We start from the raw sequence: 16,799 nt of genomic DNA, 5'->3' as shown, positions 1-16,799 counted from the left end.
TCGGCTTCACCCCCGCCCCCCCGCCGCAACAAAAGACTCAAGGAAGGCCCGGGCCTGCGGCTCTGGCAAATAGCTGTTGAGCAACACCTCACAGTCCTGGGCCGACTTGACCAGCGTCAGATCGAGCAGGGTCTTGGGCCACTCAGTAACCGGGTTGGCGATCCGGGTTTGCAGCCACTGTGCATCACTGGCCGGCAGCTCGACGAAGTTGCACAGGAACGCCGGGGCAAAGCCATACAAGCCCAGCGCAGCAAGTATCTCCTCATAGCCGAGCGCCGCTCGGGCCAGTTTGGCATTCAGGTAATCCTGGGTGGCCTGCGGCTCGCAACCCTCGGCAAATCGCTCCGGTGTCAGCGGCACCGGCACGGTGTAAGTGGAGAAACCGCTGATCACCGCATGCTCGGCCCAGGCGAACAGCAGATTGACGATAGGCGCTTCGATCCCCAATCCCCCGGCACAGCCCTGGCGAAACGCCTGCAACAGGTGAAACAGGCGTTGCGGCGAGGCCAGCTTCAGCGGGTCCATGGCCAGCCGCGTGCGCATCTGTACCGGCTGGGCGGTGGCCGCCGGCGCCGCGATATCGGCCAGCGGCGCATACTCATCGGCCTCCTGCTCCCAGGCCTCGGTGCCGGAATCTGCCAGGCGCTCATAGTCCTCGGCCTGCATGAGGTTGTTAACGACAAAGGAGAAATCCGCCCCCTCCGGCATCGACTGCGGGTTCAGCACCCACTGCTCAACGCTGCGCAGCAGGCTCAGTTGTCCGACGTGGTTGCCGAGAATGTGATGCAGCCACAGCCCCAGGTGCAGGACGCCGTCGATGCGCACCTTGAACAGGCTGCACAGGTCCTGTTCGAACAACGACAGCGGCCGCTGGAGGAAGTGTTCCACGCAGGCCTCCTGGCTGGGGAACTCCGCCACAGCGTCCAGCCACAGGCGCGCCGCTGGCTCGGGAGCCAGGTCGAAACAGTACTCGCCCTCGACCCGTGCCACTCGACAGGCCGCTAGCGGATAACGCTGCTTCAGCCCCTGGGCCAGCGTCGCCAGGTCCACTCCGGCGGCCGGCAACTGCTCGGGCCGGAACAGATAGAGCACGTTGTTGGCCCGCAGGTCCTTGTGCAACAGCTCGGCATACACCATCGACAGCTGGCTCTTGTTCAGGCCGATCCAGCGACTGTCACCAGCCGCCTGCAACGGCTCGGGAACGCTGTGCAGCGCCTCCCGGGCCTGGCTGGCGGAGGTGGCGCGGACCACGGCAAAACGCCCCAGGTGACTGTTGATCGAAAACCCTGCATGGGCTTCGGACAGGGACTCCTGCTGCAGTGGAATGACGTAGTACTGCTCGGAGCCCCTTTCCAGAAACGACGCCAAAGCGGGCTGCGCCTGCAGCCAGTCCAGCAACTGCTGCAGACTGCTCATGCGGTAGAACTGCTCCAGGCCCAGGCCCTCCCGGCCCAGGTGCCGGTTCACCGTGTCCACCAGCTTGATCGCCCCCAGAGAGTTGCCTCCGTTGTCGAAGAAGCTGCGCTGACGGTCATGAGCCAACACGCCAAAGCGCGCGAGAAAACGACCCGCCGCCGACGCGTCCGCTTCACCGGTCGGATGTTCGCGGCACAGACGCTGCTTCAGTTCAACGATATCCAGCTTGCCGGACGCCCGCAGGGGAAAACGTTCAAGCCCGACAAAGCGCTGCGGCACCATGAACGGCGGCAGGCGTTGCCGACCATACTCGGCCAGCGCCCCGGGCTCGACCCCTGGGGCTTCCAGGTACACCAGCAGCAACTGCGCTTCGCTCCCCAGATCATCCAGCAGCACCGCACAGTCGAGCATTCCCGGATAACGCTTGAAGGCAGCAGCCACCTCAGTCAGCGACAGACGCTGGCCGCGCAACTTGATCTGGTCATCGCTGCGGCCGTGAAAGTGATAAAGCCCCTGGCCATCGCGGGAAACCAGATCACCGCTGCGGTAGCAACGCAGCGTCTGGCCCTGCCACGGCAGTTCGATGAAGCGTTCCTGGGTCAGCGCGACGTCCCCAAGATAACCGGGGGACAGCCCAGCTCCAGCAATCAGCAATTCACCGGGCTCATCCACGTCGCATTCCTGCCCGTCGGCACGCACCAGCAACAGGACAGCATCGTCCACGCCATGGCCGATGGGAATCTCCCGGTTGCTGTCAAAGTCCCGGGGAATGGCATAGACACAGGTGCCCATAGTGTTTTCCGTGGGGCCATATCCGTTGTACAGCGTCAGCCCGTCGGCGGCGGCATAGGCCTGCTGGATATGCCCCGCGGACAGTACTTCGCCGCCGACCATCAGCCGCTGGACGCCCCGCAGCCAGTCGCGATCGATGTCGATGAAGGTGTTGAACAGGGTCGAGGTCAGCCACAGGCTGTCGACCCCAGCGTCATGGATGTAACGCCGCAGGTGCCCAAGGGTCAGCGGACCGGGGACATGGATGTGCAGCTCGCCGCCATTGAGCAGCGCGGTCCAGATCTCGAACTGCGAGGCATCGAAGGTCAGATTCGAGGCATAGAGCATGCGAAAGCCCGGCCGCAGCGGAAAGTGTCGCGGGCGGTCGCAAAAGCCCAACACCCCGCGATGGGTGCAGGGAATGATCTTCGGTGCGCCGGTAGTACCGCTGGAAAAGTTCACATACACCGGCTCGGCACCGGTTAGCTGCGGCCAGCACGGCACCTCGTCCGTCGGCGCCAGCAATGACTCCAGTGCCAGGTACCCTGGGCCACCGGCCGCATCCTGGGTGATGCGCCAATGCACGCCGCTGCGCTCACAGACCGACTGGTTCCACTGGGGTGGATTGCTGCGGTCCAGATAGCAGTACGACAGACCTGCCCGGACCATGCCCACCAGCAGCACCAGTTGCTCGATCGAACGCTCCACTTCCAGGCCCAGGGTGCTGCCCGGTGACAGGCCGAGGCCCAGCAGCCGCGCCGCCACCCGGGCCGAGCGCTGCTCCAGCTCCCGGTAGCTGAGCCGCGCGCCGTTGCAGCTCAGCGCGGTGTCCGTGGCGTGGCGGGCGAAGACTTCATTCAGGCGCGAAGCAATAGATAGGTGGCCCATGCCGTTACCCTTCCCTGTGCTTGATCAGGTTGATTCCAGGGGCGAAGAACGCCGCGCTGTTGTAGGTCTGCAACGCCTGCTCCAGGTCCATCTCGACTCGCTGCAAGTGCTCCAGCCAGGCCTTGCCGGCCACCAGATAGTCGAGGCAACGCGCGATGTTGCGCTCAACCGTGGCCTCTCCTAACGGGCACTGCACGTTCTTGAGGCCATGATGGTAGGCGTCGTCGCGATAACCGTTACCGCAACGGGAAACGTTGACGATGTCGATGTTGCCCATTTGCGGCGATAGCTCCAGGGTCAGGCTGACTCGCCCGACATTCACCAGCCGCGAACGGGTCTGCCCGTTACCCTCCGGATTGAGCAGCGCCAGCAAGCGCGGAAACAAGGCGCTGATATCGCCATCGATGCACAGGAAGATCCGGGTGAAGCGCCCGGCCATCGCCCCAGGCTCGGCCAGCAGGTCGAGCACCTGCACCGGCAGGCCCGGATCGATGGCGGCCGGGTTCAGGTCGGCAACCCAGATCTGCGCGTCATGACAGGCCGCCACCAGGCCGAGCATCTTGCCCACCAGGCCCATGCCCACCACCAGAATCTGTTCCCCCGCCTGCAATTGCGCACGGTCCACCGCATGCACGGCCGTGGCACCCAGGGTGGCGAGAATCGCCTGGTCCTGAGTCAGTGACGGCGGCACCTTGCACACCAGGCGCTGCGGCACCTGAATCCAGTTGGAATGGGTGGCGATCTTCCAGCCCATGGCCACCACCCGGTCCCCCGGTTGCAAGCCTGCAACCTGGGCCCCCACTGCGTGAACCACCCCGACCGCGCAATAGCCCAGCGGCAACTGCTCGCCCGTCTCGCGGACCTGCTGCAGATAGTGACGCTCGGTGCCCGGGCTGACCATGGAGTAGTCCACCGCCACCCGCACTTCAGTGGCCGCCAGAGCGGCCAGAGGTTCATGCACGGCGATCACGCCATCAGCGCCACAGGCGGTGAGTGTGTATCGGCTGCTGCTCATCAGGCCTCCCGTCCGGTCAGGCGATCCAGGCATTGGGCAAACCCTGGAAAGGAAGTCTGGTAGCAATGCCCTTCGAGGATGGTGGCCTTGAGCCCGTGGGCCAGCAGTAGCACATGGGCGGTCATCGACAGGCGATGGTCGCCGAAGGTCGGGATCGCTCCTTGCACCCGCGGTGTTTGCCCGCCCGACACCTGTACGTCGTAGCCCTCGACCCGATAGTCCAGGCCCAGGGCATTGAGCATGCTGCGGGTGGCGGCGATCCGGTCCGACTCCTTGAAGGTCAGTTCGTAAAGGTCACTGAAGGTCGCACTTCCCGGCAGCACGCAGCTGATGGCCAGGGCCAGCGGCACCTCGTCGATCATCGCGTGGAACTGGTGCTTGTCGCGCAAGTCGTGAGCCCTGGGTCGGCCACCGCCACGCAGCAGCAGGCGTCCCACCGGCTCGCCATGGCGAATGCTGTCCACTTCCAGCGTCAGGTTGAAGCCGCAGGCCAGCAGCCAGTTGAAGAAGCCCAGGCGCGTCGGGTTCAGGCACAGATTGTCGAAGCTCAGGCATTGCTGCTCCTGGTTGCGGTTGCACAGCAGGAACAACGCCGCGGGATAGGCAATGGCCGAAGGGTCGCGGGGAACGCTGATCTCGGCGGGGATCGCACAGTCACGGGGCTGATAGTGGATCTGCAACTGCTCGTCCTGCAGCCAGTCGCCAAAACTGTTGATGATGCGCTGGGTGTGATCCCGGGCCACCACCGGGTAACGGATCGACATTGGCTTGCGTGCAGCGACCCCGGCGAACAGCAAGGTACTGATGGCCTGGGCGCTGCCAATCCGGATCTGCGCCGCACCGCCCTGGAACGATGCCGGGTGGATGCGGATCGGCAATGCTCCCGGCCGGCCCAGGTACTCCAGGTGGGCGCCCATCTGGTTCAAGGGCTCGACGATCCAGTCAAAGGGACGATTGCGCAGGGTCTCGTCGCCGTCGACGATGCACGGCACATTGAGCCCCACCAGCATCCCGATCAACAGCCGCGCCGCAGCGCTGGAGGGCCCCAGGTCGACCCGCCGATCATGGGTTGCCAGGGCGAACTCACCGCTGATCTCCAGGGTCTGTGGCGCTTGCCCCGACGTGACCTCAAGGCCCAGTTGCTGCAGGGCATCGAGCAACAGGGTCACCGCCTTGCCCCGGTTCAGGTCCCGCAGGCGCACCGGGTGCCGAGCCAGCGCAGCGAACAGGATCATCCGGTGGCTGATGGACTTGTCCGACGGCAGGTAGTCGTCGATGTTGGCCCAGACCTGCTGTTCACGGTCCAGGGTGAAATCGATGGGCCGGTCCGGATAATCGATCATTGGGTACTCCTGTACTTGGCGGGGTTGATCAGTTCGGCGTCGTCCACCAGCGCTTCGCCCTCGAAGTGGTCGCCCACGCCGGGGCCGGCGGGCAGCACCAGCGGCTGGGTTTCGTAGAAGCGCCGGCGATTCTTCTTGCGTTCAAGGCCGAGGTTGAAGCCACTCAGGTCGACGCCCCAGCTTTCCAGCCGGCCGTGGGCGATGGCACTGTCCACCAGGGCCTGGCCCGTGTCAGTACGGATCAGCGCACGGCCGTGTTTCTGCTCCTCGGAACCGTTGAGGCTGGCTTCAAAGATGTTCGGGTCGCCATCACAGACGCTGACGTCGGCCAGCCCGCTCATCCAGTCACCGCAACTGAGGCAGCGAAAGGTCTTGTTGTCCTTGAGCTTGCCGAGGATTTCCCAGAAATCGATGCCGAAGGTCTGGCTGTCCAGCAGTGTGACTTGCAGGCGCCCGGGGTAATCGCCTTCGCGGTACTTGATGTCGCGGACCTGTTGCGGGTCCTGCCCCAGCACTTCGCTGATGATGCTGCGGGTGCCGGCCGGCAAGGTGTTGGAGGAACAGGCGGTCTCGATCACGCAGACGATCTGGCTGCAGGCCCAGTGGCCGATGGCCGTGTCCCGGCGCTGCAACTTGCGGATCGCCTGCACGTGGCAGGCCAGCCCCACCAGGGCGATGCGGGCCTCTGGCTGCTGTTCGTAAACTTCACGCAGGGCATTCAGGTAAGGCGCCAACTGGTAGGTGGACTGGGCATTGTTGATGATCGCCTGCGCGGCACTGCCCAGCTGCGGGGCACTGCGCCAGCCCTGCTCGGGGTGACGCCCCATGGTCAGGGTCAGGTCCACGGCGAAGTACTCCCGAGCGGTCAGCAACAAGGTGGTGGCGGTGCCGCCACTGGCCGAGCGCCGGACAATCTGCGGATCGGTGGAGCGCGCGCCGATGGCCTGGCGACTGATTCCCAGCCAGCGCTCATCGGTGCGGCGGGTACGACCGAACAGCTCCAGCTCGGCGCGATCGGTATCCGGCTGCAAACCCGGACACACCGCCAGGCACTCGGTGCAACTTCCACAACTGTCGCCGATGCCCTCCAGCAAAGGCACCACCCGGTCCGGGTCGAAGCTGATCACCTGCTCTGGACACACCAGGGCACAAGCGCCGCAACCGGCACACAGATTCTGATCGAGCACCGTTAGTTTCAATAACATCCCTGTCATCTTGGATAAGCCTCGTGTGCCGTTTTCCGGGTGCAGCCGGCCGCGCCCCTGCGAATCAGGGGCGGGCAGAACCTGCAGTGCTGAAGTGGCCGCTGACGGTCAGCTCAAAGCGGGCGTTCCATCTTGATGATTTCGATGGACACCGGGCTGTTACCACGGCTGAAAGTGCCTTCGCCGATCTTCTGGAAGCCGTGGTAGGCATAGAAGCCTTCGGCCGTCAGGGTCGCCTCCAGGTAGGCGGAGCTGGCACCACTGGCCCGCAGCCGGGCGAGCGCCACCTCCAGCAAGCGGCTGCCGATACCGCGCCTGGCACCGTCGCCACGAATGAACAGCTTGCTGACCTCGTTGCCGTCAAGCTCGACGAAACCTTCGATCTGCTCGCCCTCGGCCAGCCACAACAAGCCCTTTTCCACGGCTTCGCGGTAGGTTTCCGGGGAGCGCCCATCAAGCCACATGCGGATCTGCTGATCGCTGTATTCAGAGGTGCACAGGCGCTCTACCGAGTTGCGGTGGGCCTCGAAAATGCCGATCAGATCGTCCGTGGTTGCCTGGCGTATCCGTACGTTGCTCATTCAGCTGAACTCCACTTTCTTGGGGGCGGGGTGGTAGCGAAACTTGAAGTTGATCAGGCTGCCCAGCATCACCAGGGCGCTGCCGAGCATCAGGTGCAGGCTCAGGGGCGTCTCCCCCAGCCACGCCGACAGGTAACTCGCACCGATCGGGTACAGCACGCCGACGTAGCCGGCGTTCTCGGCGCCCATGCGCTTGATCAGGTCGATGAACAGCACGAACACCAGCGCCGAACACACCACCCCCAGGTACAGCAGGATGCCGAGGTCGGCCAGGGTTGCGGGCAGCTGCAGCCCCTGGCCGCTGAGCAGCAGGCTGATGGCGTACAGGGCGCAGGCCCAGCCGGACGCGACCTTGTTGATGTGCAGGGTGCCGAGCTGGAAGGTCTTCTGGATATGTTCGGAAAGCACCGAGGCGATGGCCACCGCCAGAAAGGAAGTCAGCCCCAGAGCCACCCCGGCCAGCGACAGCGGCCGCCCCGGATCGCCAAGCATGAACACCCCCAGCCCGGCAATGCACACCACTGCGCCAAGCAGGTTGTGCAAGGCAACCGGCACATGCAGGAACACACGCTTGAGACCGATGATGAAGAAAATCACGAAGGCGCTGAGGCAGGCCATTTGCGCAGCGCCCAGGTAGGCAGTGGCCAGGTAGGCCAGGCCAATGCCGGCATAGAAGTACACCGCCCCCACCGTGGCCATCAGCAGATAGGCCTTGCGTGTCACTGGCTGCCGGGGACCGGCGAACAGCCGTTGCCACAACCACAGCACCCCATAAGCGATCAGGAAGCGCAGCATCAGCGAAGAGCCGACGTCGCTGCGCTCCACCTGCAGGGAGATGGCGATCCAGTTGGTGGACCAGATCAGCAGGCAACCGAGAAACATCAGCACGGCAACCAGTGAACGAGGTTTCTTGTTGTTATCGGGCATGGCGTTCATGGAGGTTTCTCTAGTTCAAGGCAGTGGCGATCCCGGTCAGCAGCGACTCCAGGCGCTCGGCGCCGAAGACCTGCGGGTCGTAATCGATTTTCAGCAACAGCTCGCCCGCGGCCAGGTAGCCGGTGAACTCCAGGTGATGGCTGGGGCTGCCTTGCATCAACTGCAGGCTCAAGGGATGCACACCGACCCGGGCCCCGGGTTGGTTCTCCACGGCGCCGAGGAAGTTGTAGCTGTAGCCACAATCGAACAGGCCCCTGAGCCGCTCGGCCTCGGGCGTGGCGAAGTAGCGGTTGCCGAAACTGTGGGCGATCCCCTGGCTGGCCTGTTGGCTGGCCTTGATTGCGCCGGCGATCTCCTGCAGGTCCAGGCTGGCGATCTGCAACACCAGGGGATAGATCACCGTCATCCAGCCGAACACGCTATTGAGCTCGGCACCGCTCTTGTCCAGGGCCCGGCCGTGATCCAGCACATGGACTTTCTGGAACGGATTGTCGTCGCCCTGGCTCATGGCGCGAAGGATCGCCGCCAGCAACAACTGGCTGGTCTCGGCCACGCCCTGGGCCCACTGCGGCAGGTCGCGGACCGGGCCCAAAGACAGTTCTGCCCGCCCAAAGGCCTCGCGCCGGGGAAACTCGGGCGGCTGCGCCGTCAACTGCGCGCAGCGGCTCCAGGGCAACGCTTCCCAGAACCCCTCATGGGAAGCGGCAGCATGCTCGCGCTGATAGATCTGAAGCCACTCCTCGAAAGCCGTTGGCCGGGCCCAGCGCTGCATGCACTCCAGGCCTTGCCCCAAGCATTCATCCAGCTCGGAAACCAGTAGCATCCAGGAGTATCGATCGACCTGGAACTGATGCCCGGCAATGATCAGGTGGTGACCATCGGCATCCTGCTGCTGACTGAAACACCAGCGTTGCCCCTGACTCAGGGAGATGGTCGCGCAGGTCTGGGCCACGGCTTGCTGCAGGTCTGTCGTGGCGGGCAGTAACCCCAGGTCCTGCACGCCTTGCTCGATGAAGTGATGGCTGAATATCGCCCGCAACGCCTGACTGACCCGCCCAGGCTCCTCGCCCGCGGCGATATCCAGCACCAGGGCCTGGTTCCAGTGGTCCAGGTCGCTGATCCCGCGGCTGAGCAGAAAACGCCGATTGGGCAAGCCAATGGCCTGTGCTTGGGAAACCCCGGGACGGGCCTTGGCCTTCGCCGGTTGAAGCTGCAACTGCCCCAGCGCCTGGTCCGACAGCAGCTCTTCCAGGTCCAGCACCAGACCTTTTCTCTTCAGCGTGGCGACCACCTGCAAGGCCCGCAGCGAATCACCGCCATTGTCGATAAAGCTCCTGGCCGGGTCCGCACTCTGCCCGCCGAGCACCTGGCCGATGGCCTGCCACAAAGGCTCCGATGCGGCCTCTGCTGACACTGTTGCCATGGCACTGGCTGCCAGTTGCGCGAGCGCCTGCCGGTCGATCTTGTTATTGCGGTTCAGGGCGAAACGCTCTACCAGCATGAACCGCGCCGGCACCCTGTGCGCCGGTAGCGCGGCCCTGGCGGCCTGACGCAGCAGGTCTTCGCCGAGGTGGGTGTCGCTGACAATGACAAAGGCCACCAGGGCTACGTTGTCCCCCGCCTGATGGGCGATCACGCAGGCTTCCTGCACCTGGGCCAGGGCCTTGAGCTCCGACTCCACCTGAACCAGGCTGACCTTCTGCCCGTTGACCTTGACGATGGAGTCCTTGCGTCCCAGCAGGCGAATGGAGCCATCGGGCAGGCGGCACGCCAGATCGCCGGTGGCGTAGCACGGGCGCTGCGGGTCCGTAGGGCTGGGCTGGGTCAGCTCGACGATCAGTCCGCTGGCCGGGTCCAGGCGCCGGGCAACCAGGGAGGAATAAAGCAGCAATTCACCCACGCCGTCGCCATAGGGCTGCCCCGGCTCCTGGGCAATCTCCAGGGTTACGCCCTCCACCGGACAATTCAGGGCCCAGGTCGGGTCCTGCAGGGTCTGCCCCTGGTCGATCCTGGCGTAGAGCGCGGTGGTGCATTCGGTCGGCCCGTAGGCGTTGAACAATTGCGAACCTGGCGCAAAGGCATGGTTGAAACGCTGGATGTCCGAGGGGTGGATGATCTCGCCGCCGATCACCAGCCGCTTGGGCCGGGCGTAAGTGGCGCTGGCGTCGCTATAGAAGGCTCGCAGGTAGGGCACGGTCATGTGCAGCACGTCGATGTCATGCTCAGCGATCATTGCCTCGACGGCGGCGAAGTCATGTTCCCGGGGATTGAGGCTGCACAGGGTGGCGCCGGTCTTCAGGCTGGCGAAGATGTCCATCAGGCCGGCGTCCCAGCCAGCGGAAGCCAGTTGCAGGACACGCTGCCCGGGGCCGATACCGACATAGCCGATGTAGTTGTCGATGTGCCGATCCAAGGCCTCGATGCGCTGCACTATGGCCTTGGGCTCGCCGGTGGAGCCGCTGGTGAAGATCACGTACTCCTCGCAGCGCAGCGGGTATTCACGGCCAGGGGCTACGGGCCGGGGCTGCAGGGGCAGCAGGTCGAGCACCGGCAAGGAGGCGCTCAGCTGCGGGCCGGGCCGGGCTGTGCCATTGAGGATCAGGTTCACGCCCAGGCGCTCAAGCACCGGCGCCAGCTCGTCCAGGTTGCTCGCCGGGTCAATGAACACCACTCGCCGGGCAGCGGACAAGGCCGCGATCAGCGCCGCATACAGGGCCCGGCCATGGCTGGCATACAGCGCCACCACCGGCTGCGACAGCCCTTCCAGCTCGGCACTGAAGGCCTCGCGCAGCTGGTCGAGCTCGGCAAAACCAAGGCTGCCCTGGACATCAATGATTCCTGCATCTGCAACATCGGTACCCGCCATGCGGGCAAAAGCCTGCAACATGATATCCCTGCCTTGTTGTTTTTAGAGGGAGCGGCAAACGCCCTGCAGCGTCTGCATGAATGCCTGGATTTCCTGTCGGGAGATGCTCAGTGGCGGGGTCAGCTTGACCGTTGCCGGGTTGCGTCCGCCGGTACGCACGATCACGCCGTGCTCCAACAGACGGTTGCGCAGAGCCAGCACATCACCGCCCTGACCCTGGCCCTCGAAATCGAAGGCGAGCATCATGCCGCGACCGCGCACATTGACCACCCGCGCATCCTGCGCCCCCAGTTCCTCAAGGGCCTGGCGCAGATAGGCACCGTTGCTCGCGGCCCACTCCCAGGGTTGTTCCTGGTGATAGATGTCCAGCACCTTGGAGGCCATGGCGCAGGCCAGGGGCATCAGGGTGAAGGTGGAGGAATGCTCGGCATACCCCAGGCAGTCCACCAGCTCCGGGCGGCCCACCACTGCAGAAATCGGCAAGCCGTTGCCCAGGGCCTTGCCCAGGACCAGCAAGTCCGGCAGTAGCTGCGGGTTGCTGAAAAATGGTGTCCCGGTGCGACCGAAACCGGTGTAGATCTCATCGAAGATGGTGATCACGCCGAAGGTCTTGCCCAGTTCGACAATCGCTTCGAGCGCCGTCAGGGGCACCGGATACATGCCTTCCGCCGCCTGGATCGGCTCGATGATCAGCGCCGCCGGCAAGCGATTGGCCTGCTGCGCCTGGCGCAGATCCTCGGCCAGTTGCTCACGCCACAGGGCGGCTCGGGCCGGGTTCTGGTCGGCATCATAATCCAGGGCCAGGGCGGTCAGTTGCAGGCTGTCGCCACCGGCCAGGTGCTTGCGAAAACTGCGGTTGGAGGTCACCGACAAGGCGCCCTGGGTCTTGCCATGGAAGGCATTGTGGAAATACACCACGCCCTGGCGTCCGGTAGCGGCGCGGGCGATTTTCAGCGCCACCTCGATCGCCTCGGCACCGGTGACCGCGGCAAACACCGAAGCTTGCGCGTAGGGCACCAGGCCCGCCAGCTTGGCCACCACTTCATGGCGCTGCGGGTTGTCGATGTTCCAGCCGGTATGAATCAGCAATTCGGATTGACGCTTGAGGACCTCGACCAGGTCATCGCGCTGATAACCCAGGTTGGCGGCACCGCTGCCACCGGACATGTCGAGAAAGGATTGGCCCTGCTCATCGTAAAGAAAACATCCCTTGCCACGAACAACGGAAGGGCTGGAGGGGGCGCTGCGCTTAACGGATATTGCAACCGCTTCTGTGAACATCCTGCCACCTTGAGTAAGCCGGGCTTGTGACTCACGCACATACTCAGGGACAGATTCGTACAGGCAGGGCAAAGCCCTGCTGACTGCGAAGTTACCGACCCTGGTACGTGTTCTCCTTGCCAGGGACGCAACCCCTGTCGGCAATGGCGGCAAGATTTACGCGGGAGGCATTTGCACTGTCAACGAGACCCGCACTTATTTCGAATTTAAAGCGATAACCACTGAAAAAAAGGGGGAATTCAGATAAAGCCCCTGAATTTATCAAGGTTTTTAGAGAGGACTCCGGCTACCAGCAAAAGGCCAGCCGTTACAGAAACGCTGATCTTTGAGTCATGGGGGAGTTGGGGAGTTGAGCCATCGCAGGGTGGCAGGGACGTTTTTGAAAGGCAAAAAAAAACCCGGAAATCCTCACTTTCGTGGGCCTTCCGGATTTTCTAAACCGCCAAATATGGTGGGTCGTGTGGGATTCGAACCTACGACCAATTGGTTAAAAAAACAATTGGGCTTCAGGTCGCTCCAAGCCCCGTGGAATAGGTTTTGTCCCAAAGGTATATGGCTTAGCAGCCTCTGATACCCCCCAACATTAGAGGCTTTAAAAATGAAAATCACATCGCTCGTTTCCACCAAAAGGCGGCGTAGGCAAGAAACCCTGCGACTGAGGACTGAGGCCCTCCCCCTGCTGCAACTGAACAGGGCATCTGGATGGAGCCCCTCTGGAAATGCCGTCGCTGCCGATGGAAAGGTGTTCACGCGGACCTAATCAATAAACCACACCCAAAAGATCACAACCGTTCCGACAAGGCTTGTCCCAACTGCAGCTGCAAATCCTTCACTCAGCAGTAGTAGCCGAAATGATGGACAAACAGAAAATCCTCAGCAACGTAACCACGCTGATGGCCTTGGCCAAATCGAATGACGCATCAGCCAACGAGGTTGAGACTCCCCCTGCGTCAGGCCCGAATGGTTGGGTTGATGAAATACCCGGCAACACTGACCAGGTGTTTGCCTGCTCCTCCTCCGGGCTATGGACGGCGGCGCCTGCCGATCAGCACCACCGAGCCCCTCAGGTAAGACCGCGGGAACTCGATATCCGCCTCGGTGCCGAGACGCTAGAGGTTCGGCCGTGGCCATCATGGACTGGCTCCTAGCCGTTGCTCAGCATCAGCTCGTTGCCCCTGTCAATTGGCTCTTCCATAGTAAACCTGAACAAAATCAAGTAAGCATAAAGTTATCGGAAAAACACAAGCATGTGTCGCAATCAACAGCCGAGCAAACTACTCATATAAAAAAGTCACACCAATAATAGACTGCACCTTACCGGCCGTAACCTGCCCACTGGTACGTACATAGCTGGCGGTTAACCCAAGATTGACTGGCAACGTATCGACAAAGCCTAGGGATACCGTGTTGTTTGCAGCCAGAACGCTACCATTATGAGAAACCTGCACACCAACACCTTGAGCTGCCGAAACAGAAGCAGAGTTAGTAAATACAGTATTAGCAGCGTCAGCCGTCGTACCAGACAAATAATACGCCAACTTTTGACTCTTCGCGCAGTGCACGGTCACAGGGATATTCGTCGTCCCGGGATAATCCGGCAGCGACACTATCACATCACGTGCGGAAACATCGCAACCACCGGTCGGCACAACAACATCATTACTTGAATATATAAACCATTTATATGCGTGTGACTCACCATGATTATTTTTTTGACGGAGAATCAGCGTCGCAATTAGCGTTTTAGAAGCAATCGCCACTCCTTCGGCAGAGCTGACCGGCGTCAAGTAAAGAACGACTGGCCATTTCTGATATGCAAAGCTTTCATAGCTGATCGGCGAGGTTTCTCCAGTAGTAGGAAACGGATATGAAGTACCATTATATCTTACAGTGCCTGAGAAGTTTGAAAGAAGACCGCCATAGGCCGATCCGGCTTCCAGGGAGACAATATCGATATAGGAACCCGGGACTTCGTTATGACATTCAATATTCTTAGAGAGATCGACCACAAGATTCTGCCCAACCTCTACTTTTGGCGCCAACGGAATATAGACGTCTGCACTTCCTCCGTATCGTTTAATCTCTGTCCCGCTTGAGGTCTTACACGTAAACGACCAAGCATTAATCGACCACCCTATAAGCCAAAGTGTAGCGATCAGGATTATCTTTTTTTTCATCAACATACTTTCTCCAGACTCAGAAATAAGTGTAGGCAATATTAATTACAGCCTTAATATTTCCCTGGGTGGTCTGACCGTTCACTGTTAATACCCTGACCTGCAACGGAAAGCGGGCGGACTGCGTCGAGTCGTTCACCTGTACTGTTTTGCTTGTACCGTTATTCAACAACGTCCCGCCATCGTCCTGTAACTCCAACTGAATATTGCCCGCAGTCCCCTGGTTCTTGTAATAACCGGTACTGTCCGTGATGCCGCTGAAAGTGGCCGTGATCCTGCTGGTACCCACCGGGCAGTTGCTCAAATCAAAAGACACGCTTCGCCAGGCCGAGGTGGAGCCCGGTCGAGCCAGGCTAAAGGTGTAAAGATCACCAAAGTCGACGGTCTCGTTGGGGGTAGAAACCGTGCACGGCTTCGCTACTACCCTGCCATTAACGGTAATAGTGACGTCGGCCGCTTGTGACACAGTAGAGGCCACGGCCAGAATCCCGGCCATCAACCACTTTGAATGGGTCCAATGCATAACAGCCTCCGGTTACTGGAACTCAAGAGTGAATGTCCCTGTTGCGTTGACGTGCCCAGCGGTGACTGGCACCCGAGTAGCCATCAGCCGGGCGTAGAAATCCAATACGTTGGTTTGGCCGGGCTTCAGCGATGTCCAGGAAAGCGTTGACGACGCAGCATTGAGCGGCAGTGCGGTCTGAGTACTGTCCAATACCTGTATGCCCATTCCTGATGCGGCCGAGCTACCGCCATCCAGCTTCAGGAGACTGGTATTGTCGCTATCTGCCGCCCCGCCAAACCCGACTTTCACCGCGGTGGTCGCTGCGCCACAAGGTGAAAGCACGATACGAAAAGCCACCACTGGAGAAGTTGCTCCAATGGCATGGAATTGTTTTGTCGCGTTGTTCAACAAATCGACACTGAAATCTTTCGACACCGTCGCTACGGCGCAAGCGTTATCCCGGACCTGTCCGGTGATAGTCAGCTTGCTGCCGTCTGCCGGGGTGTGGCCTGCGACAAGTAGCAGTGTGAGTCCTGAAAGAACGGGGTGTTTTGTCATCATGGTTCGTTCCTCAGAGGCAGGCCGCCGTCAGTTCGCTCAATGCCTGCTTCTGGCTTTCCTCTGGCAAATGATAATCGGCGACACAGGTAGTGCCCGTGGTGTCTCCCCATTTCACACGGACCTGCCCCGCCAGCGGCATACCGCTCAGATAGACTTGCCCGTTATCGGCAACGATACTGCTCTGGTTGCTGTCGCCAGTTACCGTGGCACCGAACGGGACGGGTTCACCGTTTCTGGTCAGCGTCATGAGAATCTTCATCCCCACCCGCGCCTTGAACTCGGCCCGCACAATGGCGCCGTGGGAAGGAATAACGCTCACTACGGCGTCATCCAAATCCACGTTGTCCGCCAACGTATTGGCATTCAGTGCTATTCGGTTTTCCCGATACTCCGTGGCGTAAGGCTGGACCGCATAACCGCGCCAGTCAGTGTGTACACCGGTCTGGTTTTCCACTTTCACGTTCTTCGCACCAGGGGCCTTGATCAATACGGTCGTATCGTTCAACGGCTGGCTGAAAGTCACCCCGTCAGCGTGGGCCAATACTCCCCCGCTCAAACCGTAATACAACTGGTCATACCCATCGCCGCGACTGTAACTGACATTCGCGTTGCCATAGCCCCCGCGGTAACTCATCTCCGTATACCCATTGTCACCACTACCACCGTTCCCACCGCCGGCATAGCCACTCTGCACGCTGTAGCTGAGGTTGTTATCCTCCAGGAGCGTGCCGGACACCCCGGTCAGATTGGTCATCCGCCCTTTAAGATCATGCGACATGTTGTAATTGGCATTCGTATGACGCCAGGCAGAGCGGCTATCGGAACGCATCCAGTGGCTGAATGGAATATTCACGTTTATCGCCAACATCTGATCGCGCCCGCTTTGCCAGGCGTTTTGGGTCAGGCTGTAGTTCACCGTCCAGCTAATATCACCAACCGTAGTGTTCAACCCGGCCTGTAGCTGCTGATCCGTCTTGTTAGTACCCCAATAGGTCTGGTGACTGCCACTCAGATAAAACGAGGACTTATTTCCTATCTGCTGAGTGATACTGGCTTGAACCTTGCCACGCTTGTTGTAAGCGAGGTTGTAGTAATCAGTAAGTTTCGGTTTAGTCTGGATTACCCCTGGCTCTATCTCCAGGTTATAACCGCTCATCCGTCTATAAGTGGTATCTGTTAGGTTGTAGTAACCCTTTGTGGAATAGCGATAACCCACCAAGCGAATGTTGGTACCCATATCAAGTGACTTATTAT

The 16,799-nt window shown here is 61.2% G+C and carries 12 protein-coding genes; all 12 read right to left on the bottom strand.

The window, feature by feature from the left end:
* Positions 1–6 precede the first annotated feature (6 nt).
* Positions 7–3,075, bottom strand: coding sequence for an AMP-binding protein (locus BLX41_RS19150; RefSeq protein ID WP_123726149.1), 3,069 nt, complete (start codon positions 3,073–3,075; stop codon positions 7–9).
* A 4-nt stretch (positions 3,076–3,079) separates the two neighbouring features.
* Positions 3,080–4,090 (bottom strand): zinc-dependent alcohol dehydrogenase, encoded by a 1,011-nt coding sequence (locus BLX41_RS19145; RefSeq protein WP_123726148.1) that lies wholly within the window; start codon positions 4,088–4,090, stop codon positions 3,080–3,082.
* Positions 4,090–5,433 (bottom strand): 3-phosphoshikimate 1-carboxyvinyltransferase, encoded by a 1,344-nt coding sequence (locus BLX41_RS19140; protein WP_123726147.1) that lies wholly within the window; start codon positions 5,431–5,433, stop codon positions 4,090–4,092. The genes BLX41_RS19145 and BLX41_RS19140 overlap by 1 nt, the downstream gene beginning before the upstream one ends.
* Complete coding sequence (locus tag BLX41_RS19135) at positions 5,430–6,638, bottom strand: Coenzyme F420 hydrogenase/dehydrogenase, beta subunit C-terminal domain (RefSeq protein WP_259745008.1); 1,209 nt, start codon at positions 6,636–6,638, stop codon at positions 5,430–5,432. The genes BLX41_RS19140 and BLX41_RS19135 overlap by 4 nt, the downstream gene beginning before the upstream one ends.
* A gap of 113 nt (positions 6,639–6,751) precedes the next feature.
* The gene (locus tag BLX41_RS19130; protein ID WP_123726145.1) at positions 6,752–7,219 is read right to left on the bottom strand and encodes a GNAT family N-acetyltransferase; all 468 of its coding nucleotides are present in this window, start codon (positions 7,217–7,219) and stop codon (positions 6,752–6,754) included.
* Entirely contained in the window at positions 7,220–8,155 is a 936-nt protein-coding gene (locus tag BLX41_RS19125; RefSeq protein WP_123726144.1) for a DMT family transporter, read from the bottom strand.
* Between the two features lie 10 nt (positions 8,156–8,165).
* Entirely contained in the window at positions 8,166–11,042 is a 2,877-nt protein-coding gene (locus tag BLX41_RS19120; RefSeq protein WP_123726143.1) for an AMP-binding protein, read from the bottom strand.
* Between the two features lie 21 nt (positions 11,043–11,063).
* On the bottom strand, positions 11,064–12,302 hold the full coding sequence (locus BLX41_RS19115; RefSeq protein ID WP_123726142.1) for an aspartate aminotransferase family protein: 1,239 nt from the start codon (positions 12,300–12,302) through the stop codon (positions 11,064–11,066).
* 1,274 nt (positions 12,303–13,576) lie between these two features.
* Positions 13,577–14,485: a fimbrial protein gene (locus tag BLX41_RS19100; protein WP_311197553.1), complete on the bottom strand. Its 909-nt coding sequence runs from the start codon at positions 14,483–14,485 to the stop codon at positions 13,577–13,579.
* Positions 14,486–14,498: 13 nt separating this feature from the next.
* Positions 14,499–15,002: a type 1 fimbrial minor subunit FimG gene (fimG, locus tag BLX41_RS19095; RefSeq protein ID WP_123726141.1), complete on the bottom strand. Its 504-nt coding sequence runs from the start codon at positions 15,000–15,002 to the stop codon at positions 14,499–14,501.
* 12 nt (positions 15,003–15,014) lie between these two features.
* On the bottom strand, positions 15,015–15,545 hold the full coding sequence (gene fimF, locus BLX41_RS19090) for a type 1 fimbrial adaptor subunit FimF (protein WP_185073681.1): 531 nt from the start codon (positions 15,543–15,545) through the stop codon (positions 15,015–15,017).
* Between the two features lie 10 nt (positions 15,546–15,555).
* Positions 15,556–16,799: fimbria/pilus outer membrane usher protein (locus BLX41_RS35725; protein ID WP_259745007.1), on the bottom strand; the 1,244-nt coding region annotated here is incomplete at its 5' end.

It is taken from the genome of Pseudomonas protegens, assembly GCF_003732485.1.
Classification (GTDB): domain Bacteria; phylum Pseudomonadota; class Gammaproteobacteria; order Pseudomonadales; family Pseudomonadaceae; genus Aquipseudomonas; species Aquipseudomonas protegens_B.
Note: the sequence above shows the minus strand (reverse complement) of the source record. Positions and strands in the feature narration are given on the sequence as shown.

What these genes read in the sequence shown, in the direction of transcription:
- BLX41_RS19130 (WP_123726145.1), bottom strand. Translation starts at nt 7,219, where the DNA reads ATGAGCAACGTACGGATACGCCAGGCAACCACGGACGATCTGATCGGC.
- BLX41_RS19120 (WP_123726143.1), bottom strand. Translation starts at nt 11,042, where the DNA reads ATGTTGCAGGCTTTTGCCCGCATGGCGGGTACCGATGTTGCAGATGCA.
- BLX41_RS19125 (WP_123726144.1), bottom strand. Translation starts at nt 8,155, where the DNA reads ATGAACGCCATGCCCGATAACAACAAGAAACCTCGTTCACTGGTTGCC.
- BLX41_RS19100 (WP_311197553.1), bottom strand. Translation starts at nt 14,485, where the DNA reads ATGTTGATGAAAAAAAAGATAATCCTGATCGCTACACTTTGGCTTATA.
- fimG (WP_123726141.1), bottom strand. Translation starts at nt 15,002, where the DNA reads ATGCATTGGACCCATTCAAAGTGGTTGATGGCCGGGATTCTGGCCGTG.
- BLX41_RS19140 (WP_123726147.1), bottom strand. Translation starts at nt 5,433, where the DNA reads ATGATCGATTATCCGGACCGGCCCATCGATTTCACCCTGGACCGTGAA.
- BLX41_RS19150 (WP_123726149.1), bottom strand. Translation starts at nt 3,075, where the DNA reads ATGGGCCACCTATCTATTGCTTCGCGCCTGAATGAAGTCTTCGCCCGC.
- BLX41_RS19145 (WP_123726148.1), bottom strand. Translation starts at nt 4,090, where the DNA reads ATGAGCAGCAGCCGATACACACTCACCGCCTGTGGCGCTGATGGCGTG.
- BLX41_RS19115 (WP_123726142.1), bottom strand. Translation starts at nt 12,302, where the DNA reads ATGTTCACAGAAGCGGTTGCAATATCCGTTAAGCGCAGCGCCCCCTCC.
- fimF (WP_185073681.1), bottom strand. Translation starts at nt 15,545, where the DNA reads ATGATGACAAAACACCCCGTTCTTTCAGGACTCACACTGCTACTTGTC.
- BLX41_RS19135 (WP_259745008.1), bottom strand. Translation starts at nt 6,638, where the DNA reads ATGTTATTGAAACTAACGGTGCTCGATCAGAATCTGTGTGCCGGTTGC.